Source organism: Streptomyces sp. NPDC033216 (assembly GCF_055577115.1).
Map to the genome: position 1 here is coordinate 275219 of NZ_JBVIQK010000002.1, position 20156 is coordinate 295374.

Genomic DNA, 20156 nt, shown 5'->3' on the forward strand with positions numbered 1-20156 from the left:
CCTTACAGGGGGATATTGCCGTGCTTCTTCGGGGGCAGGGATTCCCGCTTCGTCCGCAGTTGACGCAGGCCCCGCACGATGTGCCGACGGGTGTCCGACGGCATGATCACCGCGTCGACGTAACCCCGCTCGGCGGCGATGTAGGGGTTGAGGAGGGCGTCCTCGTACTCCCGGATCAGCCGGGCGCGGGTCGCCTCCAGGTCCCCGGCGGACTCCGCCTCGGCGATCGTGCGGCGGTGCAGGATGTTGACCGCGCCCTGCGCGCCCATCACCGCGATCTGCGCCGTCGGCCACGCCAGGTTGAGGTCGGCGCCCAGGTGCTTTGAGCCCATGACGTCGTACGCCCCGCCGAAGGCCTTGCGGGTGATGACCGTGATCAGCGGGACGGTCGCCTCCGCGTAGGCGTAGATCAGCTTGGCGCCGCGGCGGATGATGCCGTCGTGCTCCTGGTCGACGCCGGGCAGGAAGCCGGGGACGTCCACGAAGGTGACGACCGGGATGTTGAACGCGTCGCAGGTCCGCACGAAGCGGGCCGCCTTCTCGGAGGCCTTGATGTCCAGACAGCCCGCGAACTGCATCGGCTGGTTGGCGACGATGCCGACCGGATGGCCCTCCACCCGGCCGAAGCCGGTCAGGATGTTCGGCGCGTACAGCGGCTGGGTCTCGAAGAACTCGGCGTCGTCCAGCACGTGCTCGATCACCGTGTGCATGTCGTACGGCTGGTTCGCGCTGTCCGGGACGAGCGTGTCCAGCTCCAGGTCCTCGTCGGTGACGGCGAGGTCCGCCTCCTCCGGGAACGCCGGCGCCTCCGAGAGGTTGTTCGACGGCAGGTACGACAGCAGCTGCTTGACGTACTCGATGGCATCCTTCTCGTCGCCCGCCATGTGGTGCGCCACGCCCGAGGTGGAGTTGTGGGTGCGCGCGCCGCCGAGTTCCTCGAAGCCGACGTCCTCGCCGGTGACCGTCTTGATGACGTCCGGGCCGGTGATGAACATGTGCGAGGTCTGGTCGACCATGACGGTGAAGTCGGTGATCGCGGGCGAGTACACCGCGCCACCCGCGCACGGTCCGACGACCAGGCTGATCTGCGGGATCACGCCGGACGCGTGGGTGTTGCGGCGGAAGATCTCGCCGTACGCCCCCAGCGAGGCCACGCCTTCCTGGATGCGGGCGCCGCCGGAGTCGTTGATGCCGATGACCGGGCAGCCGGTCTTCAGCGCGAAGTCCATGACCTTGACGATCTTCTGGCCGTACACCTCGCCGAGAGCACCGCCGAAAACCGTGAAGTCCTGCGAGAACACGGCGACGGGCCGGCCGTCGACGGTCCCGTACCCGGTCACGACGCCGTCACCGTACGGGCGGTTCTGGTCGAGGCCGAAGTTGGTGGAGCGGTGGCGGGCGAACTCGTCCAGCTCGACGAACGAACCCTCGTCGAGGAGGAGTTCGATGCGTTCACGGGCCGTCAGCTTGCCCTTCGCGTGCTGCTTCTCGACGGCGCGTTCGGAGCCGGCGTGCGTCGCCTCCGTGACACGACGCTGGAGATCCGCGAGCTTTCCCGCGGTCGTGTGGATGTCGATCTCTTCCGACTCGGACATCGGGATGCGGCTCCCTGCCTGCTCAAAGGGGGGGACGGTTACTCATCCGTAGAGTAGTGGCGGGCCTACCGATCGGCAGTGCGGCGTTTACCACACCTAGGGTGGCTTGCATGACGCCGCGAGATGCAGCAGGAAACCCCGGAGACAGCAGCCGGTGGTCCGATCTGGACCGTCCGCCCCTCAACGCCGTCGCGCTGCGGCGCGGGCTCGTCCGGGAGGGCGGGCTGTGGACGGGGGTCGACATCGTGCCCCGCACCGGGTCCACCAACTCCGACCTGGTCGCCCTCGCCGCCGCCGGGAAGGCCGACGAGGGGGCCGTCCTGGTCGCGGAGGAGCAGACCTCCGGGCGGGGGCGGCTCGACCGGCGGTGGACGGCGCCCCCGCGGTCCGGGCTGTTCTTCTCCGTGCTGCTGCGGCCGGCCGAGGTGCCCGTGGCGCGGTGGGGGTGGCTGCCGCTGCTGACCGGCGTCGCGGTCGCGACCGGCCTGTCGCGGGCCGCGGGCGTCGATACGGCGCTGAAGTGGCCCAACGACCTGCTGGTGACCGTCGGCGGGGAGGAACGCAAGGCCGGGGGGATCCTGGCCGAGCGGGCGGGGGCGGACGGGGTTGTGGTGGGCGTCGGCATCAACGTCACCCTGCGGGCCGAGGAGCTGCCGGTGCCGCAGGCGGGGTCGCTGGCGCTGGCCGGGGCGGTCAGCACGGACCGGGATCCGCTGCTGCGAGGGGTGCTGCGTTCGCTGGAGGAGTGGTACGGGCGGTGGCGGCGGGCCGGGGGCGATCCCTCGCTCTCGGGGCTCCAGGAGGCCTATGCGGCGGGGTGCGCGACGCTGGGGCGGACCGTGCGGGCGGAATTGCCGGGCGAGCGGTCGGTGGTGGGGGAGGCCGTGGCCGTGGACGGGGACGGGCGGCTGGTGATCGCCACGGCCGAGGGGGTGCGCGAGCCGGTGGGCGCGGGTGACATCGTGCATCTGCGGCCGGCGTGAGTCGCCCGGGCCCGGACCTTCCCGCCCCGGACCCGAGGGCCGCGCTCCCGGACCCCCGCTGTCGGCCGGAACGGCGGCCTCGCCCTCAGGCTCTCCCGGCCGGGGTCAGGACGGGCTGACGGGCCGGACACAGCCGACCGGGCCGGCACCGGTGCCCCCGCACCGGCGCAGCCGGGCGTGGTGCGGGTGGGGGCGAGGACGGACGTGGGTCCGGGCGGTCCGGTAGGGCGGACCCCCCGGCGACGCTGACACCAGCGCCGGGTGACCCACCCGCCCCGCCGCTCCGTCGTCCCTGCTTTCCCGAACGGAGTGAGCTGGCGCACACCTGCCGTAGAGTTGAGGCCGGTCGAAACCTGACCGCGATAGATCGGAAGGGCAGCAGGCGTGACCGTCGACGACACGGGCTCCGACGAGGGCGCGGACGGCCGGGTTGACGTGCCGGCCGCCGACCCCGGTGACGACCCTCTCGCCCTGCGCCTCGAGCAGCTCATCCTCGGCGCCGAGCGCCGCTACACCCCGTTCCAGGCGGCCCGCAGCGCCGGTGTCTCCATGGAACTGGCCTCCCGCTTCTGGCGGGCCATGGGCTTCGCCGACATCGGGCAGGCCAGGGCGCTCACCGAGGCCGACGTACTGGCCCTGCGCCGCCTGGCCGGTCTCGTCGAGGCGGGGCTGCTCAGCGAGGCCATGGCGGTGCAGGTCGCGCGGTCCACCGGGCAGACCACCGCCCGGTTGGCGGAGTGGCAGATCGATTCCTTCCTGGAGGGCCTGACCGAGCCGCCCGAACCGGGGATGACCCGCACCGAGGTGACGTATCCGATCGTCGAGCTGCTGCTGCCCGAGTTGGAGGAGTTCCTCGTCTACGTGTGGCGACGGCAGCTCGCCGCCTCGGCGGGGCGGGTCGTGCAGGCCGCGGACGACGAGGAGATGGTCGACCGCCGGCTCGCGGTCGGCTTCGCCGACCTCGTCGGCTTCACGCGGCTGACCCGCCGTATGGAGGAGGAGGAGCTGGGCGAGCTGGTCGAGGCCTTCGAGACCACCGCGGCCGACCTGGTGGCGGCCCGCGGCGGACGCCTGATCAAGACCCTCGGTGACGAGGTGCTGTACGCGGCCGACGACGCCGGCACCGCCGCCGAGATCGCGCTGCTGCTCGTCGAGACGATGAGCCATGACGCCACGATGCCCGCGCTGCGCGTCGGCATGGCCTTCGGCACCGTGACCACCCGGATGGGCGATGTCTTCGGCACCACGGTCAACCTGGCCTCCCGGCTGACGTCGATAGCGCCTCGGGACGCCGTGCTCGTGGACAGTGCCTTCGCCGAGGAGCTGATCCGCACCGGCGACGCGCCCGCCTCGGAGGCGGAGGCCGCCGAGGCCGCGGCTGCCGCCGAGAAGGAGGGCGAGGAGCCGCCCGTGTACCGCTTCGCGCTCCAGCCGATGTGGCAGCGGTCCGTGCGCGGGCTCGGTGTGGTCGAGCCCTGGCTGCTCACGCGGCGGAACGCCGCCGACGCCGAATAGCTCCCGCCTCTCAGTCGGCCGGGCCGGGCAGCACGTCCACGCAGAGGCCGACGACCGGCAGGCAGAGTCCTCCGGGACGGCTCGTCGGCCCGGAAGCGGGCGGGACGGTGGTCGGGCCGGGTGCCGGGCTCGCGGTCGGCCCCGCGGGCCCGGACGTCCGGGGAGGCCGGGGAGTCGTCCTCCGGGAGGGTGTGGCCGCCCGTGTGCGCGGCCCTTCGTCGGCCGGTGGCGTCGTGCGCGGGCCGTAGGAACCGCCGGGCGTACGGACCGCCAAGGTCGGGGAGGCGCCGGCGACCGCACCGGAGGTGCCCGTGCCACCCATCGGGGCGGGGGCGGTGGACGTCGGTTCGGGCGCCGCGGCCGCCGCGTCGGTCGCGGTTTCCGCGGCGGCCTCCGGCCGGGTGTCCGCGGTGGGCCGGAGCCGGGGTTCGGCCTGGGCGGCGCCCACGCCCGAGTCGGAGGCCGGCCGCAGCAGGCTCAGCGCCCCCACCGCCAGTGCGAACCCGCCCACGGCGAACAGCGCCTTCCGGCGCCGGGGCCGGCGATGCCGACCCCGCGCGCGGCCGGCCGGCCCCGGGTGGTCGCCCACCGCCCCGGTGACCTTCTCCGCCCGGCCCGCATTCGCCCGGCCCGCATTCGCCCGGCCCGTTCTCGCGCTTCCGGTCCGGCTCCTCACCGGTGTGGTCGTCATCGCGTTCCCCTCCCCGATGTCGTCGCGCCCCCTCTGCCCCGTGGCGGACGCACGTTATGCGCTCCCCTGGGCGGTGCGGGCGGAGTCGGGCGGGATGTCACTCGAACGGGTGGGCGGGGGTCGAGCGGGATGCGGGCGGGCCTTTTCCCGGCGGGGCGCGGCTGCGATGATCGGGTGAACCAGGTCTGTTAACCCGCGTTAACCCGGAGGGTGTCATGAGCGAGGAACGGTTCGGGGAGTTCGTGCTGGTGCGGCGGCAGGGGGCCGGGCACGTCGCGGAGCTGGCCCTCGACCGGCCCAAGGCGATGAACGCCGTGTCGACGGAGATGGCCCGGTCCGTCGCGGCCGCCTGTACGGCGCTCGGGAACGACCGGGAGGTACGCGTCGTCGTGCTCACCTCGACGCACGAGCGTGCCTTCTGCGTCGGGGCCGATCTCAAGGAGCGCAACTCGCTGTCCGATGCCGAGCTGATGCGGCAGCGGCCGGTCGCGCGGGGGGCGTACACGGGTGTGCTGGAGCTGCCGGTGCCGACGGTGGCGGCGGTGCACGGGTTCGCGCTGGGCGGCGGCTTCGAGTTGGCGCTGGCCTGCGATGTGATCGTGGCCGACCGGACGGCCGTGGTGGGACTGCCGGAGGTGTCGGTCGGGGTGATCCCGGGCGGCGGGGGGACCCAGCTGCTGCCCCGGCGGGTCGGCGCGGCCCGCGCGGCCGAGCTGATCTTCTCCGCGCGGCGGGTCGAGGCCGCCGAGGCGCGGGAACTGGGCCTGGTGGACGTGCTGGTGGACGAGGGGCGGGACCGGGAGGAGGCGCTGGCACTGGGGGAGCGCATCGGGGCGAACTCGCCGGTGGGGCTGCGTGCGGCCAAGCGGGCCCTGCGGCTTGGCCAGGGGCTGGACCTGCGGGCCGGCCTGGAGGTCGAGGACGCCGCCTGGCGGACGGTGGCCTTCTCCGGGGACCGGGTCGAGGGCGTCGCGGCCTTCAACGAGAAGCGCGAGCCGCGATGGCCGGGTGAGTGAACCGGTCCGGCGAAGGGGCGTCGCTCCGGGCCCGTCACTCCGCGTCGTGACGTCAGGCACCGCCAGCGGTCCCCTTTGTGGGCAAATGTCCCTAGCCTGGGGAGATGGGTGAGGACAGACGCCTCGTGGCGGTGGTGGCGCTGGCGCAGGGGATGGCGGCGGCGCGCACGCCTCGGGAGTCGTGGCGCGCGGCGGCTCTCGGCGCCTGTCGGGCGCTGGCCGGCGGTTTCGCCGCGCTGTCGGTCTGGGAGCGGGACCTCGGGCGGCTGCGCGTCCTCGTGAACGTGGGGGACCGGGCGCCGGACGAGGAGGAGTTCCCGGAAGGGGAGGCGTATCCGGTGCACCAGTTCCCGGAGATCACCGAGTTCCTGCACGAGCGCTGGGTGGCGGGCGGTGAGCCCAACGCCTGGGTGGAGACGGCCCGGGGCCCGGCCGCAGGGCGCCCCGGATACTGCCACCAGCGGGTCGCCGCCCTGCGCCGGCGCGGGCGGGGCTCCTGCGTGGTCGCGCCGATCGTGCTGCACGGCCGGGCCTGGGGCGAGCTGTATGTGGCCCGCTCCTCCGGTACGCCCGTCTTCGACCGGGGCGACGCCGACTTCGCGACCGTGCTGGCGGCCGTCGTCGCGGCCGGGCTCGCGCAGACCGAGCGGTTGGAGGAGGCCCGCCGGCTCGCCTTCACGGACGCCCTGACCGGCCTGGCCAACCGCCGCGCCGTCGACGTACGCCTGGAGGAGGCGGTGGAGCGGCACCGGACGCGCGGGGACGTGGTGAGTCTCGTCGTGTGCGACCTCAACGGACTCAAGAGGGTGAACGACACCTGCGGGCATGCCGTCGGCGACCGGCTGCTGGAGCGGTTCGGGTCCGTGCTGTCGCTGTGCGGGGCGATGCTGCCCGGCGCGCTGGCGGCCCGGCTCGGCGGGGACGAGTTCTGTCTGCTCGCCGTCGGGCCGGCCGCCGACGACGTGGTGGGGGTCGCCCACGAACTGTGCCGCCGCGCCGCCGATCTGGAGCTGGGCGAGGGCGTGGCCTGCGGGGTCGCCTCCACCGAGGACCCCATCGGGCCGGTGCGTTCGGCCCGCCGCCTGTTCCGGCTCGCGGACGCCGCCCAGTACCGTGCCAAGGCGGTCCGGGCCGCCCTGCCGGTCGTCGCGGGGCGTGAGGGGCCCGACGATCCGGTGGTCCGGCTCGCCGACGAGCCGCCGCACGGGCCGGCCGGGGAGCGGCGGCGCTTCCGCGGGCGGCACTGAGCCGCTGTGACGCATCGGTAAGGGGTGGACCCCGCCCCCACTGGTGACATCTCCATCTTCACTGCGTACGCTCCTGAATATGGATATGCACACTGTGGTGGTGGGGACGTCCGGGGTGACCGCGTCCGACGTGCTCGCCGTGGCGCGCGACGGCGCCCGGGTCGAGCTCTCCGGTGAGGCGGTGGCGGCCCTCGCCGCCGCCCGCGAGATCGTCGAAGCGCTGGCGGCCAAGCCCGAGCCCGTCTACGGCGTCTCCACCGGGTTCGGCGCCCTCGCCACCCGGCACATCAGCCCGGAACTCCGCGCCCAGCTCCAGCGCAACATCGTCCGCTCGCACGCCGCCGGCATGGGGCCGCGCGTCGAGCGGGAGGTCGTCCGCGCCCTGGTGTTCCTGCGCCTGAAGACCGTCTGCTCCGGGCACACCGGCGTACGGCCCGAGGTCGCGCAGACGATGGCCGACCTCCTCAACGCCGGCATCACCCCGGTCGTCCACGAGTACGGCTCCCTCGGCTGCTCGGGCGACCTCGCCCCGCTCTCCCACTGCGCCCTCACCCTCATGGGCGAGGGGGACGCCGAGGGCCCGGACGGGGTCGTACGGCCCGCCGGCGCGCTGCTCGCGGAGCACGGCATCGCCCCCGTCGAACTGCGGGAGAAGGAGGGCCTGGCCCTCCTCAACGGTACCGACGGCATGCTCGGCATGCTGATCATGGCGCTCGCCGACCTGGACCGCCTGTACAAGTCCGCCGACGTCACGGCCGCCCTGTCGCTGGAGGCCCTGCTCGGCACCGACAAGGTCCTCGCGCCCGAGCTGCACGCCATCCGCCCGCACCCGGGTCAGGGCGACTCCGCGGCCAACATGCTGGCCGTGCTGGCCGGTTCGGAGCTGACCGGGCATCACCAGGACGACGCGCCCCGCGTCCAGGACGCCTACTCGGTGCGCTGCGCCCCGCAGGTCGCGGGCGCCGGGCGGGACACCATGGCCCACGCGCGCCTCGTCGCCGAGCGGGAGCTGGCCTCGGCCGTCGACAACCCCGTCGTGCTGCCCGACGGGCGCGTGGAGTCCAACGGCAACTTCCACGGCGCCCCGGTGGCCTACGTCCTCGACTTCCTCGCCATCGCCGCCGCCGACCTCGCCTCGATCGCCGAGCGCCGCACCGACCGGTTGCTGGACAAGAACCGCAGCCACGGCCTGCCGCCGTTCCTCGCCGACGACGCCGGCGTCGACTCCGGCCTGATGATCGCCCAGTACACGCAGGCCGCGCTGGTCAGCGAGTTGAAGCGGCTGGCCGTACCGGCCTCCGCCGACTCCATCCCGTCCTCCGCGATGCAGGAGGACCACGTCTCCATGGGCTGGTCGGCGGCCCGCAAGCTGCGCACCGCCGTCGACAACCTCACGCGCGTCATCGCCGTCGAGCTGTACGCCGCCACCCGCGCCGTGGAGCTGCGCGAGGGGCTGGCGCCCGCCCCCGCGACCCGCGCGGTCCTGGACGCCGTACGCGAGGCCGGGGTCCAGGGTCCGGGACCGGACCGCTTCCTCGCGCCCGACCTCGCCGCGGCCGACGCCTTCGTGCGCGACGGACGGCTCGTCGCGGCCGTGGAGACGGTGACGGGGCCGCTCCGCTAGGACGCCGAAGGGGCCCTGCCGCACCCGGCGTGCGACAGGGCCGCTTCGTGCCTACTTGAGCTTGGCGGCCTGCGCCTGGACCAGGGCGGCCGGAACCTTGGACTCCCCGCCCTTGGCCAGCGCGCCGAGGTTGATCCCGTAGAACGTGGCGACCGTGCTGCCGCTGCGCACCACCTCGACCTGGAACGTGGCCGTGCCGTCCCCGTCGGTGTCGGCGACGACGGTGAACGCCGCGGACTCCTCGCCGGCCCCCGAGCCCTTCGCCGAAGTGACCTTGGTGACCTTCTGGGTCTCGCCGTCGGCGGTCATGCCGAAACCGCCGGCACATGCCGTGACGCCGTCGGTGACGGCCTTCATCGTCTTCTCGGCGCCGTCGCCCTCGTAGGAGGAGAGGCCGATGAGCGTCGCGGTGACGTTGAAGGCGTCGGCGATGTCCGCCTCGCTGATGTCCTCCGGCGACTTGGTGCCCGCCTGAGCCGACTTGTCCTCCGTGACGGTGTTCCGCGCACCCGCGTCCGTGTCACCCGGCGGGAGGGCGGACATGGCGTAGACGAGCGGCTCGCACGCGGACTTGTCGACCTTCGCCGCGCTCTTGGAGGCCGGCAGGCTGGCGTCGGCCGCGTCGACCTTGTAGCCCTTGACCTCGCCCTGGGCGAGCAGCAGCTTCTCCAGCTCGGCCGCGGTCAGCGCTTTCGCGGCCGGGGCCGAGGACGCGGAACCCTCCGAGGATCCCTTGGAGTCCTTCTTCGACCCCTCGTCCGAGCAGCCCGTGATGAGGACGAGCGACAGTGCGCCGACAGTGGCCGTGGCGCACAGCCGCGCCCCCGATGATCTCTTCATGAGCGGACTATGAAGGTCGGGTCAAGTAAGCGTCAAATCAATTCAGAAACCCAGGCGTTCCCGGCGAACGGAATACACCACGAAACCGGCGCCGAGCGCGAGCAGGCTGGTCCCGCCCACGATGTACGGCGTGGTGTCGAAGCTTCCGGTGTCGGCGAGGCGGGTGTCGGCGGACGTGTCGCCGGTGAGAGCGGTGCCGGCGCTGTCCGTGGAGGCGGCCCGCGCCTGGGTGGTGACCTGCGTCGTCACGGCCGCTCTCGTCGGCTCGTCCGGGGTCGCCTGGGCGTTCGGGACGAACCACAGGGCACCCAGCAGGGTTCCCGCGGCGGTGGCGGTGAGCAACGGACGGCGAGCGGATGACACGGAATATCGATCCCCTTGTGGCGCTGGCGAATTGGCCGTGTGGGCCGATGCTAATGAAAGTCGCGGGTCGCGGGAAAGTTGCGGGAGCCGACAGTCGTACGCTCCGGGCATGACCATGGAAAACACGTCCCGATATGTCCGCCTTCGCGTTGAACTCGTCCTGGAGATCGACGACGAGGACGCCCTCACCGAGGCCGCGCTGCGGCGGCTCGCGGACGAGGCCGCGGAGCCTGGGGTGCCGGAGGGTGAGCACGCGCACGCGGAGAGCGCTGTGACGGAAGACACCGCGGAGGCCCTCGCCTGTCTCGTTGATCCGTTCGACCTGGTCAGCGAGATCCCCGGCGTGGAACTCCAGCAGGCGTCCTGGTCCACCGAGCCCGTCGAGTACGACCCCGATTCGCCCGACTGGGATCTCGACGACGATGATGACGACGAGAACGGCGGGGCGGACGCCGAAGAGGACGGCCGCGCGGGCGGAATCGGCTGAGCGTCTTGGGGAATTCGTGACCCCGGGCGGCAACCGCCGCCCGGGGTCTCGTCGTCTCAGGGAACGCACTGACCGGCACCCGCACCACCGGCCCGGGGGGACCGAGGGTCCGCGGACGTGGTGTGGCCCACACAGCGGGCTTGTGTGGAACGGGGCGAACCGGTCGTAGCGTTGAAGGTCTTGACGGGGACTCCCGGTACCGGGAATCGGCGACGATGGAGAAGCGTGTGATGACGGACAGTAGGCGGCGCAAGGGTCTCATGGCCGCGTCCGCACTGCTCGGTGGTGTTCTGGTGCTCTCTGCGTGCTCCGGCGGCGACAGCGACGCGGCCGACGGCGGAGGGGGTTCCTCGCAGGCCAAGGCCGACGAGGCGGCGGCCCAGAAGTCGTCCGAGGCCCAGATCAAGATCACACCTGCGGACGGGTCGAACAACGCCTCCATCAACAACTCCGCGACCGTCACCGTGAGCAAGGGCACGCTCACCCAGGTGACGATGACCGCGGCCGACGGCAGTGCGGTGGCCGGCGAGCTGTCCGCCGACAAGACGAGCTGGAAGCCCAGCGTCCAGCTGGAGCGCTCGACGACGTACAAGCTGGCGGCGACCGCTGAGGACACCAAGGGCCTGGTGGCCCACGAGAACGCCTCCTTCACCACGGTCTCCCCGGACAACAGCTTCATAGGCAACTTCACGCCGGAGAACGGTTCGACCGTCGGCGTGGGCATGCCGGTCTCCATCAACTTCAACAAGGAGATCACCAACAAGGCCGCCGTCCAGAAGGGCGTCACGGTCAACACCACCAGCGGCCAGGAAGTCGTCTGCCACTGGTTCAGCGCCTCCCGCATGGACTGCCGCCCCGAGAACTACTGGCAGGAGAACTCCACCGTCACGCTGAAGCTCGCGCTCGACGGTGTCGAGGGTGCCGACGGGGTCTTCGGAGTCCAGCAGAAGACCGTCACCTTCAAGATCGGCCGCAACCAGGTCACCTACGTCGACGCGAAGACCAAGCAGATGAAGGTCACGCAGGACGGCAAGACCGTGCGGACCATCCCGATCTCGGCCGGCTCGCCCGACAACAAGACGTACGAGGGCCAGATGGTGATCTCCGAGAAGTTCAAGGAGACCCGGATGAACGGCGCGACGGTCGGCTTCACCGACGACGACGGCAAGGGCGAGTACGACATCAAGGACGTGCCGCACGCCATGCGGCTGACCAACTCCGGCACCTTCGTGCACGGCAACTACTGGGGCGCGAAGTCCATCTTCGGCTCGGTGAACACCAGCCACGGCTGCGTCGGCCTGTCCGACACCAAGGGCGCCAACGACCCGAGCACGCCGGGCGCCTGGTTCTACAACAGCTCGATCGTGGGTGACGTGATCGTCGTCCAGAACACCGGTGACAAGACCGTCTCGCCGGACAACGGCCTCAACGGCTGGAACATGGACTGGGCGCAGTGGAAGGCCGGCTCCGCCGCCTGACGCACAGCCCGTTCACAGCGTCCCGATGCCGCCCCCAGGGGCGGCATCGGTGTTTCCCGGCCGGGCACGCCTGAGAGGGTTCCTCGCCGTCCGCCGTCCGCCGTCCGCCGTCCGCCGTCCGCCGTCCGCCCCCCGCCGCCGCACGGCTCGCTGCCGCGACGCAGCGCGTGGACCACGAACCCGACCGCCGCGAGCCGCCCGCCGCGCCGCGGACTTCGCGCGTCCGTCCCGCGTCCGTCCCGCGCGTCACCTCGACCTGCAACCACCCCGACGGCTTCCGCGCCTCGAGCCTGTGCCGGGGACCGGCCTCGACGGCTTCCGCGCCTCGGGCCCGCTTCCCGTCCTCTTCTTCATGGAGACCCGCCCGTACCTCGCGGAACACCGAGGAGACGCGCCACCACAGGGCCACGTCGGTGTGCGGCCGAGGCTCCGCCGCGCCCACCCTCCGGGCCTGGGCGGGCGGCGCCGAGACCTCCTCCCGGGCCGCGGCGCGGCACCGGCGACCAGGGCTGGACGGACCCGCTCGGTACGCTTCAGGCCGACAGCGGCGGCCTCGGCGCGGCGGACATCGGGCGGCCCGCGTCGGCCCCCCAGCTCGCCAGCAGGCGCAGCGCCTCCGCCGAGGGCGAACCGGGCGCCGCGTGATACGTCACCATCACCTGCTCACTCTCGCCGAGGAGCCCGAACCCCTCGAAGTTCAGCGACAGCTCACCCACGAGCGGATGGTGCAGCAGCTTCGCGCCGTAGGTCTTCTCCTTGACGTCATGGGTCGCCCACAGCCGCCGGAAGTCCTCACTCTTCACCGACAGCTCGCCCACCAGCGCGGACAGCCGCGGGTCGTCCGGACAGCAGCCGGCGTCCATCCGCAGCACGCACACGATGTCGATCGCCTTCTGCTCCCAGTTCACGAACAGATTCCGGTAGTCGGGCCGCAGGAACACCAGCCGCGCCCAGTTCCGCTCGGCGGCAGGCAGCTCGCCCCAGTCCCCGAACACGGCCGCCGCCATCGCGTTCCAGGCGAGGATCTCCGTCCGCCGCCCGACGATGTACGCCGGCACCCCGTCCATCAGGTCCAGCAGTTGCCGCAGCGCCGGCCGCACCTGCGGGGCCCGCGTCGCCGGCTGCTTCTTGTGCTGCTTCGGCTTGGCGAGATGGGTCAGGTGGGCGTACTCGGCGTCGGTGAGCCGCAGCGCGCGGGCGATGGAGTCCAGCACCTCCGCCGACACGTTGCGTCCGTTGCCCTGTTCCAGGCGCGTGTAGTACGCCACCGACACCCCGGCCAGCAGCGCCAGCTCCTCGCGCCGCAGTCCCGGCACCCGGCGGTGCCGCCCGAAGTCGGGCAGCCCCACGTCCTCCGGCTTCAGCCGGGCGCGCCGGGTGCGCAGGAACTCGCTGAGTTCGGCACGTCGGTCCAGACGCCCGCCGGGCTGCGGTACGGCTTCGGCCTGTTCGTCCATGCCTCCAGTATTCACGGTCGTACGCGGGCGATCCTGCCCCCGCCAGTGGTAGGCACAGCGGACGTAGGCACAGGTGAGGCCTGGGTGAGCGCCGCGACAGGGGGCAGGCTGGACCCCGTGCCCGGTCCGAGGCCGACCGGGCGTACGACCCGCGCAAGATTCGCTAGGAGATCCCCCGGCATGACCACTGTTGCCGCGTACGCCGTTCCCTCCGCCAAGGCTCCGCTGGAGCGCACGACCATCGAGCGACGCGAGGTCCGTGAGTTCGACGTCCTGATCGACATCAAGTTCGCCGGCATCTGCCACTCCGACATCCACCAGGCACACGAAGGCTGGGGCGAGGCCCTCTTCCCGATGGTCCCCGGCCACGAGATCGCGGGCGTCGTGTCCGAGGTCGGCCCCGGTGTGACCAGGTTCGCCGTCGGCGACCGCGTGGGCGTCGGCTGCATGGTCGACTCCTGCGGCGACTGCGAGAACTGCCGGACCGGCCGCGAGCAGTTCTGCACCGGCTCCGGCATGGTCGGCACGTACAACGCCGTCGGCAAGGACGGCGAGCCCACCTACGGCGGCTACTCCGAGAGCATCGTCGTCGACGAGAAGTACGTCGTCCGCATCCCCGACGGCCTGTCCCTGGACGTCGCCGCGCCGCTGCTGTGCGCGGGCATCACCACGTACTCGCCGCTCAAGCAGTGGGGCGCCGGCCCTGGCAAGAAGGTCGCCGTCATCGGTCTGGGCGGCCTCGGCCACATGGGCGTCAAGATCGCGCACGCGCTCGGCGCCGAGGTGACGGTCCTGTCGCAGTCCCTGCGCAAGAAGGAGGACGGGCTGAAGCTGGGCGCGGACCACTACTACGCCACCAGCGACCCCAGGACCTTCGAGGAACTTGCGGGCACCTTCGACCTGATCGTCTCCACCGTGTCGGCCCCGCTCGACTTCGGCGCGTACCTGGGCCTGCTCAGGACCGGCGGCGCCCTGGTGAACGTCGGCGCGCCCGAGGAGCCCATCGCGCTCAACCTCTTCTCCCTGATCGGCGGCAACAAGACGCTCGCCGGCTCCATGATCGGCGGCATAGCCGAGACCCAGGAGATGCTGGACTTCTGCGCCGAACACGGCCTCGGTGCCGAGATCGAGCTGATCAGCGCCTCCGAGATCAACGAGGCGTACGAGCGGGTGCTGGCCAGCGACGTCCGCTACCGCTTCGTGATCGACACGGCGACCATCTGACCTGGGACGTCACGTCCCGACGGGCCCCCGGCGGCAGCATGCCGGGGGCCGGTCGCCGTACGTCGTCCGCCGGGCCGCCGGCCGCGGGTGCATCCCGTGTCCCCGCGCGGGGAACGTCGCTCCCGCACGGGGGGCTGCGTGGTCGGTCGCGCCCGGCGAGAGCCGATCGGCGGGTTCAGGGGACGTGGACGGTGGGGCGGGGCGCGGTGGGCATGTTGGCGCCGATGAAGAAGCTCGGGTGCGGGGGCTGGTTGTAGGCCGTGTTCTGCCACGCCAGCGCCGTGCGGTACTGGGTGTCGTGCAGCAGGGTGGTGATACGGGTACCGGTCTGGTGCGACGTGCTGTAGATGCGCAGATTTCGGTTGTCGGTGGTGGGCCAGACGACTTCCTCGCGCCAGTCGCCGAGGATGTCGCCGGACAAGGTGGGCGTCGACTTGGTGCCGTTGTTGGAGCGGACCCCGGACCCGGTCAGCAGACGGGCCTCGCCCGAGGTGCCGTACTTGTCGACACGGGTGCCGTCCAGGAGTTCGCGGACCGTGTCGCCGTCCCACCATGACAGGAAGTTGACGCTGGACGGCTCCCGGCCGAGGGAGGCACCGGTCGCCGAGCGCAGGGTGGTGTCCGTGGCGGACCAGGCCTCGGCGCCCGCGCTGCCGGCGTAGATGTCGGCGGCGACACCACGGCCGTTGTCGGAGCCGGATGCCGTCCGCCACAGGATCTGGCCGGTGCGCGCGTCGGCCATCCAGGAACCGGGCTGGCTGGAGCTCTCGGAGACCTTGAAGTACTCCAGCCCCGCACGCGAGGGGTTGAGGTCGCCGACGTGGCCCGCGTCGCCGTGGCCGGTCCTGGTCGTCCAGAGCCCGGATCCGTTGTCGTCGACGGTCATGGCGCCGTAGACGACCTCGTCCTTTCCGTCGGCGTCCACGTCGGCGATCGACAGGCTGTGGTTGCCCTGGCCGTCGTAGCCCCTGCCGGAGTTGACGGAGGAGTTGGTGTCGAAGGTCCAGCGGCGGGTGAACCGGCCGTCCCGCCAGTCCCAGGCGGCGATGACCGAGCGGGTGTAGTAACCGCGGGCCATGATCAGGGAGGGGCGGGCGCCGTCGAGGTAGGCGGTGCCGGCGAGGAAGCGGTCGACCCGGTTGCCGTAGTTGTCGCCCCACGAGGAGACGTTGCCGCGGGCCGGGACGTAGTCGACGCTCTGCATCGCCCTGCCCGTCTGACCGTTGAACATGGTCAGGTACTCGGGTCCGGCCAGGACGTAGCCGCTGGAGTTGCGGTGGTCGGCCGACCCGTTGCCGATGACCGCGCCGGTGCCGTCCCTGGTGCCGTCGGCGGTCTTCATGGCGACCTCGGCCTTGCCGTCACCGTCGTAGTCGTACACCTGGAACTGCGTGTAGTGCGCACCGGAGCGGATGTTGCGGCCCAGGTCGATGCGCCACAGGCGGGTGCCGTCGAGCTTGATGCCGTCGATGACGGTGTTGCCGGTGTAGCCGGACTGGGAGTTGTCCTTGGCGTTGGTCGGCTGCCACTTCAGCACCAGGTCCAGGGCGCCGTCGCCGTCGAGGTCGCCCACGGAGGCGTCGTTGGCCTCGTAGGTGTACGCCGAGTCGCCCGGTGCGGTGCCGCCGGCGGGCGGGGAGATGGGGACGTCCTTGTAACCGGTGCGGAATTGCAGCGCGCGCTCGGACGCGGCCTGCTCGGTCCCGTCGACCACCGCGCGGACCGTGTATTCGGCCGAGTCCGCGGCGCCCGCGTCGAAGTAGTTCGTCGAGGCGGTGAGGGGGGAGGGGTTGAGTCTGGTGCTGCCGCGATAGACGTTGAACGCCACGTCGTTCGGGTCCGTGGCCAGCCACCGCCAGGACACCAGGTTCCCGCCGCTGGTGTGGGTGCTGGTCAGTCCGCGGTCGAGGCGTTCCACCTGCCGGGCGGTCGCGGCGTGCGCGGCCTGGGGCAGTCCGGTGAGGGTGACGGCGGTCAGTGCGACGGCCGCGGTCATGCCGCGCACGAGCCGTCCGCTCGGGCGGCGCCGTAACCTCCATGGCCGCGAAGCGGGCCGAGGACGCGGATGTGAGTCGGTCACGATGACCTCCGGGGCGTGGGGGGGGCAGCGGGGATCCGTGCGGGAGGACACGAGGTGGGCGGTGGCCCAACAGTGTGGGAACGCTCCCACGTTCTGGGAGCGTAAGAAGGGCATGATGCCTCGTCAAGGATTCTGTCCGACTTACTGTTCACCCCTGTTCGGATCCGTGACTTTCCGCCGCCGACTGATTGACAGTCACGTGCCCGGCCGAGAAGCTGCGTGATGCGCCCTGTGGCTACCGGGCATCGATCACAGCCGGCTGACCCCCGAACTGCCAGGCACGCACACCGCTCCGAAGCACTTGCCGGCTGGCTCTCCACGCCGACTGGGAGCGTTCACACGTCGGCGAGGCGTGCTGGCGGGCGGCTCCCCCTTCGTCTACGCGTCACTCACCAGGCAGTCCCGCACGGGGCGTTGTCGCACGAGCTACCAGCGGTCAGCAACCGGCCGGCCCCGACGGGTGGCTGACCCGACCCCAGCACGTCCAACTCCAGAACTTCCCCGACCACCTTTCCGCCGACCGCGCCGTCGCACACGCGACCGTCGGGCAGAGAGGAGTGACCATGTCCCCGACCCAGGCCTCCGCCTCCGGGCGGATCAGTCGCCGGACCCTGCTCAAGGCCACCACCGCGACCGCCGGTGACGTACGCCGCCAGAACCTGCCGCCCACCGCCTACCTGAGGTAGCGCCGGGGACCCACCTGCCGGAAACCGCAACCGGTACGAGGCTGGCCCTCGGCCTTGGCGACACCGATCGGGCACGACGACCCCGGTCCCGCCAAGGCCGTCCCGCCAGGGGACCCTTGGCTCACCGCTGGTCGGGGTCATGGACGTACGTGGGCCAGCAGTTCGTCCGCGGCGGGGTAGGGATGCTCCTGGGGCAGGAGCCGTGCCGCCGAGTCGAGATCGCCGTTGCCGACCAGCGTGTGGATCTCACGTGCGAGGGGGGTCACATCGCGGATGGAGACCGTCCATTCGTCCGCGTAACGTCGTACGGCCTCTCCGGCCAGGCCGAGTTGCAGGGAGCGGTACGGCAGGGCGTGCAGACGCAGGTCGCGCTCCGGGTCCCACTGGATGCGAGTGGGTGCACGCTTCAGCTGCCGCTGCCAGGCCGCACGGTCGGGGTGCACCCCGCGTACGTAGCTGGACAGGCAGGCCTGACGCAGCGCCCACTCGAAGCCGTCGCGCTCGATCTCGACGGCCAGGACGGTTTCCTGTCCCGTCTTCGTGCCCCAGCCGCAGCGGTACATCATCCACAGGAACGACGGCTTGATCCACGTCATCCGGTCCCGTTTCCACCCGGTGGGGAACCGGCCCTCCCGGACGGCGGGCAGACCGATCTCCGGGGAGTACGCCTGGTAGACGGTGATCGTGGATGCCGTGTGGGCCGCGCGGATCCTGCGTTGCGGTTCTTCCATGGGGTACAGCGTGGCGCCCGCCGGGTACCGGCAGCCATCGAATTTCGACGCTTCCACGACGAGAGGGAGCGGGCCGCACAGCACGCGCCGGTCGCCAGCGCCGCGAACGTGATGACCGGCCGGTCCGGTCCGCGTGTTCGACCAGCCCCTCGGCACGGCGAACTCGCTCGGTGTCGGCGAACGGTTCGTCCAGGACGGTGTGGTGCCGCTCATGGACGATCGCGTACTCGTCCTCGGACTCCGGGTGGCGCTTCGAACCGCGGGCTCACTTGTCGGCCGGAGCGACACCGATCGGGCAGGAGACTCCCGTGCCACCGATCCCGCAGTATCCCGCGGGGTTCTTGTCGAGGTACTGCTGGTGGTAGCCCTCGGCCGGGTAGAACCTCCGGTCCGCCGCCGGGAGGATCTCCGTCGTGATCGTGCCGTGGCCCGCTGCCGTGAGGACCCGCTGGTAGGAGGAACGGGAGGTTGCGGCCGTGACGGACTGGGCGGGGGTGTGGGTGTAGATCGCGGAGCGGTACTGGGTGCCCACGTCGTTGCCCTGGCGGAAGCCCTGGGTGGGGTCGTGGGACTCCCAGAACGTCTTCAGGAGGCTCTCGTATGAGACGACCTTCGGGTCGAAGACCACACGGACCGCCTCCGTGTGGCCGGTCAGGCCCGAGCAGACCTCTTCGTACGTGGGGTTCTCGGTGTGGCCGCCCTGGTAGCCGACCAGCGTCGTCCACACGCCCGCCGGGAGCTGCCAGAACGTGCGCTCCGCCCCCCAGAAGCACCCCAGGCCGAAGTCGGCGATCTCCAGGCCCTCGGGGTAGGGGCCGAGCAGCGGGTTACCGAGGACGGTGTGGCGGTCGGGGACGGAGAACGCCGGCTCCGGGCGGCCGGGCAGGGCCTGCTCGGGGGCGGGGAGCTGTGGCTTACGGCTGTGCAGGAACATGCGGTCTCCAATCGGGTCCGGGCATGTCAACACCCCCGGACCCGCTCGCATTCCGGCCCCGGCCCGGTTCCGGGCTCAGTGCGGGAGCGACGCCGGGCTGCCGCCGTTGGCCTCGTATCCCGCCACGGCCAGGGCGCGGTACGTCGCGAACTCGCCCGCCGGGTCGGCCGACAGGGTCCAGGGCAGGGCGCCCACGTGGCCGTCGACGTGGATCAGCTGGTTCACCGCCTCCGCCCAGCGTTCGGCACGCACCAGGAAGAAGACGAGCAGGTGGCGCACGTGCGCCAGCATGGGGTCGTCGGGGCGGGCCGCGTGGACGGCGAAGAGGGCGCCGTGGATCGCCTTGGCCACGACTTCGCTCTGGTAGAAGCCGGAGACCAGGTTCACCTCGGGGAGGTGCTCGAAGACCGCGAAGAGGGGCATCGCGGCGAGGAGGGAGCCCCGGGGTGCGCGAGCCGCCGCGGCCTCCGCGAACGACATCGCCGTCTCGCGCGAGCCGTGCCACTTCTCGCACCAGTAGTGCAGGGCCGCCAGATGTGCGCCCATGTGCGCGGGCGCGCGGTCGAGGATCTTCAGCCAGAGCTGCTCGAACTCCTGCTGCGAGTAGGCCAGGCCGCGGGCCACCGACAGTTCGACGATGTAGGGGATGGGGTCGCCGGGGGCGAGCAGCGCCGCCTGCCCGCAGGCGTCCCTGGCCTCCTCCATGATGATCCGGAAGTCGTCCGTGCCGGGCGTCGAGGTGCGCCACGCCTGCTGCACGAGGAACTCCGCGTGCACCGCCGCCCCGCCCGGGTCCTTGGGCGCCTCGGCGCGCCACACCCGCAGCCACTGCCCGCCCGGTATGTCACCGACCCCGCCGGGCCGCTGCTGGAGCTCCAGCGCGGCGGCGCCGGCGAAGGCCTGCACGCGCTGCCAGCGCCACTCGCCCTCGGCCTCGGTGCCCGCCAGCAGTTGCCGGCCTGCCCGGTAGTCCTGGGTGCTCTGCACCACGGTCAGTACGTCGAGCAGGTCCTGGTCGGGGCCGGGCGTGCGGATGTCCAGCTCCTCCTCGCGGACGAAGCCGTACTCCGCGGGGTCCGCCGCGTCGGGGTGGCCGGCCGGGACCTGCTCGATCATGCCGCGCCTGCGCCGGAGGACCGGCAGCAGCACGAAGCTGAGCATGACCAGCCCGATCAGGACCCAGAGAATTTCCATGCCTCAAGGGT

The 20156-nt window shown here is 72.0% G+C and carries 18 protein-coding genes; 9 read left to right on the forward strand and 9 right to left on the reverse strand.

The annotated features are described in order from the left end of the window. Positions 1-2 precede the first annotated feature (2 nt). Positions 3-1595 (reverse strand): acyl-CoA carboxylase subunit beta, encoded by a 1593-nt coding sequence (locus tag ACZ5Y0_RS04715; protein ID WP_469127155.1) that lies wholly within the window; start codon positions 1593-1595, stop codon positions 3-5. Positions 1596-1705: 110 nt separating this feature from the next. Here ACZ5Y0_RS04715 and ACZ5Y0_RS04720 point away from each other — a divergent pair, with 110 nt between their 5' ends. Beyond that, positions 1706-2578, forward strand: coding sequence for a biotin--[acetyl-CoA-carboxylase] ligase (locus ACZ5Y0_RS04720; protein WP_469127156.1), 873 nt, complete (start codon positions 1706-1708; stop codon positions 2576-2578). Between the two features lie 384 nt (positions 2579-2962). After that, on the forward strand, positions 2963-4093 hold the full coding sequence (locus tag ACZ5Y0_RS04725) for an adenylate/guanylate cyclase domain-containing protein (RefSeq protein ID WP_469127157.1): 1131 nt from the start codon (positions 2963-2965) through the stop codon (positions 4091-4093). Between the two features lie 10 nt (positions 4094-4103). Here the strand turns inward: ACZ5Y0_RS04725 and ACZ5Y0_RS04730 are convergent, their stop codons facing one another. Then, positions 4104-4604, reverse strand: coding sequence for a hypothetical protein (locus tag ACZ5Y0_RS04730; protein WP_469127158.1), 501 nt, complete (start codon positions 4602-4604; stop codon positions 4104-4106). Between the two features lie 395 nt (positions 4605-4999). Here ACZ5Y0_RS04730 and ACZ5Y0_RS04735 point away from each other — a divergent pair, with 395 nt between their 5' ends. From ACZ5Y0_RS04735 to hutH, 3 genes are all read left to right on the forward strand, one after another. After that, positions 5000-5800, forward strand: a complete 801-nt coding sequence (locus ACZ5Y0_RS04735) for an enoyl-CoA hydratase/isomerase family protein (RefSeq protein ID WP_469127159.1) — start codon at positions 5000-5002, stop codon at positions 5798-5800. Between the two features lie 104 nt (positions 5801-5904). Next, positions 5905-7047 (forward strand): GGDEF domain-containing protein, encoded by a 1143-nt coding sequence (locus ACZ5Y0_RS04740; protein WP_469127160.1) that lies wholly within the window; start codon positions 5905-5907, stop codon positions 7045-7047. Positions 7048-7132: 85 nt separating this feature from the next. Continuing rightward, positions 7133-8671: a histidine ammonia-lyase gene (gene hutH, locus ACZ5Y0_RS04745; RefSeq protein WP_469127507.1), complete on the forward strand. Its 1539-nt coding sequence runs from the start codon at positions 7133-7135 to the stop codon at positions 8669-8671. Between the two features lie 51 nt (positions 8672-8722). Here hutH and ACZ5Y0_RS04750 read toward each other — a convergent pair whose 3' ends face one another. Both ACZ5Y0_RS04750 and ACZ5Y0_RS04755 read right to left on the reverse strand, forming a co-directional pair. After that, a complete protein-coding gene (locus ACZ5Y0_RS04750; protein ID WP_469127161.1) occupies positions 8723-9511 on the reverse strand; it encodes a hypothetical protein in 789 nt (262 codons plus the stop codon). A gap of 42 nt (positions 9512-9553) precedes the next feature. Continuing rightward, positions 9554-9874: an LAETG motif-containing sortase-dependent surface protein gene (locus ACZ5Y0_RS04755; RefSeq protein WP_469127162.1), complete on the reverse strand. Its 321-nt coding sequence runs from the start codon at positions 9872-9874 to the stop codon at positions 9554-9556. Positions 9875-9983: 109 nt separating this feature from the next. Between ACZ5Y0_RS04755 and ACZ5Y0_RS04760 the strand changes: the two genes are divergently transcribed. Together ACZ5Y0_RS04760 and ACZ5Y0_RS04765 are read left to right on the forward strand one after the other, a co-directional pair. Next, a complete protein-coding gene (locus ACZ5Y0_RS04760; RefSeq protein WP_469127163.1) occupies positions 9984-10361 on the forward strand; it encodes a hypothetical protein in 378 nt (125 codons plus the stop codon). Positions 10362-10591: 230 nt separating this feature from the next. Next, entirely contained in the window at positions 10592-11839 is a 1248-nt protein-coding gene (locus ACZ5Y0_RS04765; protein WP_469127164.1) for a L,D-transpeptidase, read from the forward strand. Positions 11840-12372: 533 nt separating this feature from the next. Here the strand turns inward: ACZ5Y0_RS04765 and ACZ5Y0_RS04770 are convergent. Continuing rightward, positions 12373-13296: a helix-turn-helix domain-containing protein gene (locus tag ACZ5Y0_RS04770; RefSeq protein ID WP_469127165.1), complete on the reverse strand. Its 924-nt coding sequence runs from the start codon at positions 13294-13296 to the stop codon at positions 12373-12375. 180 nt (positions 13297-13476) lie between these two features. Here ACZ5Y0_RS04770 and ACZ5Y0_RS04775 point away from each other — a divergent pair, with 180 nt between their 5' ends. Beyond that, on the forward strand, positions 13477-14520 hold the full coding sequence (locus ACZ5Y0_RS04775; RefSeq protein WP_469127166.1) for an NAD(P)-dependent alcohol dehydrogenase: 1044 nt from the start codon (positions 13477-13479) through the stop codon (positions 14518-14520). Positions 14521-14695: 175 nt separating this feature from the next. Here ACZ5Y0_RS04775 and ACZ5Y0_RS04780 read toward each other — a convergent pair whose 3' ends face one another. Then, positions 14696-16516, reverse strand: coding sequence for a rhamnogalacturonan lyase (locus ACZ5Y0_RS04780; RefSeq protein WP_469127167.1), 1821 nt, complete (start codon positions 16514-16516; stop codon positions 14696-14698). A 647-nt stretch (positions 16517-17163) separates the two neighbouring features. On the opposite strand from ACZ5Y0_RS04780, the gene ACZ5Y0_RS04785 reads away from it, so the two are divergent. Then, positions 17164-17286, forward strand: coding sequence for a hypothetical protein (locus tag ACZ5Y0_RS04785; RefSeq protein WP_469127168.1), 123 nt, complete (start codon positions 17164-17166; stop codon positions 17284-17286). A gap of 137 nt (positions 17287-17423) precedes the next feature. Here ACZ5Y0_RS04785 and ACZ5Y0_RS04790 read toward each other — a convergent pair whose 3' ends face one another. The 3 genes from ACZ5Y0_RS04790 to ACZ5Y0_RS04800 form a co-directional block, all read right to left on the reverse strand. Further along, entirely contained in the window at positions 17424-18017 is a 594-nt protein-coding gene (locus ACZ5Y0_RS04790) for a DUF4291 domain-containing protein (RefSeq protein WP_469127169.1), read from the reverse strand. A 265-nt stretch (positions 18018-18282) separates the two neighbouring features. Further along, positions 18283-18951, reverse strand: coding sequence for a peptide-methionine (S)-S-oxide reductase MsrA (gene msrA, locus ACZ5Y0_RS04795; RefSeq protein ID WP_469127170.1), 669 nt, complete (start codon positions 18949-18951; stop codon positions 18283-18285). Positions 18952-19026: 75 nt separating this feature from the next. After that, on the reverse strand, positions 19027-20145 hold the full coding sequence (locus ACZ5Y0_RS04800; protein ID WP_469127171.1) for a hypothetical protein: 1119 nt from the start codon (positions 20143-20145) through the stop codon (positions 19027-19029). Positions 20146-20156 lie beyond the last annotated feature (11 nt).

What these genes read in the sequence shown, in the direction of transcription:
- ACZ5Y0_RS04760 (WP_469127163.1), top strand. Translation starts at nt 9,984, where the DNA reads ATGACCATGGAAAACACGTCCCGATATGTCCGCCTTCGCGTTGAACTC.
- ACZ5Y0_RS04720 (WP_469127156.1), top strand. Translation starts at nt 1,706, where the DNA reads ATGACGCCGCGAGATGCAGCAGGAAACCCCGGAGACAGCAGCCGGTGG.
- ACZ5Y0_RS04800 (WP_469127171.1), bottom strand. Translation starts at nt 20,145, where the DNA reads ATGGAAATTCTCTGGGTCCTGATCGGGCTGGTCATGCTCAGCTTCGTG.
- ACZ5Y0_RS04765 (WP_469127164.1), top strand. Translation starts at nt 10,592, where the DNA reads ATGACGGACAGTAGGCGGCGCAAGGGTCTCATGGCCGCGTCCGCACTG.
- hutH (WP_469127507.1), top strand. Translation starts at nt 7,133, where the DNA reads ATGCACACTGTGGTGGTGGGGACGTCCGGGGTGACCGCGTCCGACGTG.
- ACZ5Y0_RS04770 (WP_469127165.1), bottom strand. Translation starts at nt 13,296, where the DNA reads ATGGACGAACAGGCCGAAGCCGTACCGCAGCCCGGCGGGCGTCTGGAC.
- ACZ5Y0_RS04775 (WP_469127166.1), top strand. Translation starts at nt 13,477, where the DNA reads ATGACCACTGTTGCCGCGTACGCCGTTCCCTCCGCCAAGGCTCCGCTG.
- ACZ5Y0_RS04780 (WP_469127167.1), bottom strand. Translation starts at nt 16,516, where the DNA reads ATGACCGCGGCCGTCGCACTGACCGCCGTCACCCTCACCGGACTGCCC.
- ACZ5Y0_RS04790 (WP_469127169.1), bottom strand. Translation starts at nt 18,017, where the DNA reads ATGGAAGAACCGCAACGCAGGATCCGCGCGGCCCACACGGCATCCACG.
- msrA (WP_469127170.1), bottom strand. Translation starts at nt 18,951, where the DNA reads ATGTTCCTGCACAGCCGTAAGCCACAGCTCCCCGCCCCCGAGCAGGCC.
- ACZ5Y0_RS04735 (WP_469127159.1), top strand. Translation starts at nt 5,000, where the DNA reads ATGAGCGAGGAACGGTTCGGGGAGTTCGTGCTGGTGCGGCGGCAGGGG.
- ACZ5Y0_RS04750 (WP_469127161.1), bottom strand. Translation starts at nt 9,511, where the DNA reads ATGAAGAGATCATCGGGGGCGCGGCTGTGCGCCACGGCCACTGTCGGC.
- ACZ5Y0_RS04715 (WP_469127155.1), bottom strand. Translation starts at nt 1,595, where the DNA reads ATGTCCGAGTCGGAAGAGATCGACATCCACACGACCGCGGGAAAGCTC.
- ACZ5Y0_RS04740 (WP_469127160.1), top strand. Translation starts at nt 5,905, where the DNA reads ATGGGTGAGGACAGACGCCTCGTGGCGGTGGTGGCGCTGGCGCAGGGG.
- ACZ5Y0_RS04785 (WP_469127168.1), top strand. Translation starts at nt 17,164, where the DNA reads ATGTCCCCGACCCAGGCCTCCGCCTCCGGGCGGATCAGTCGCCGGACC.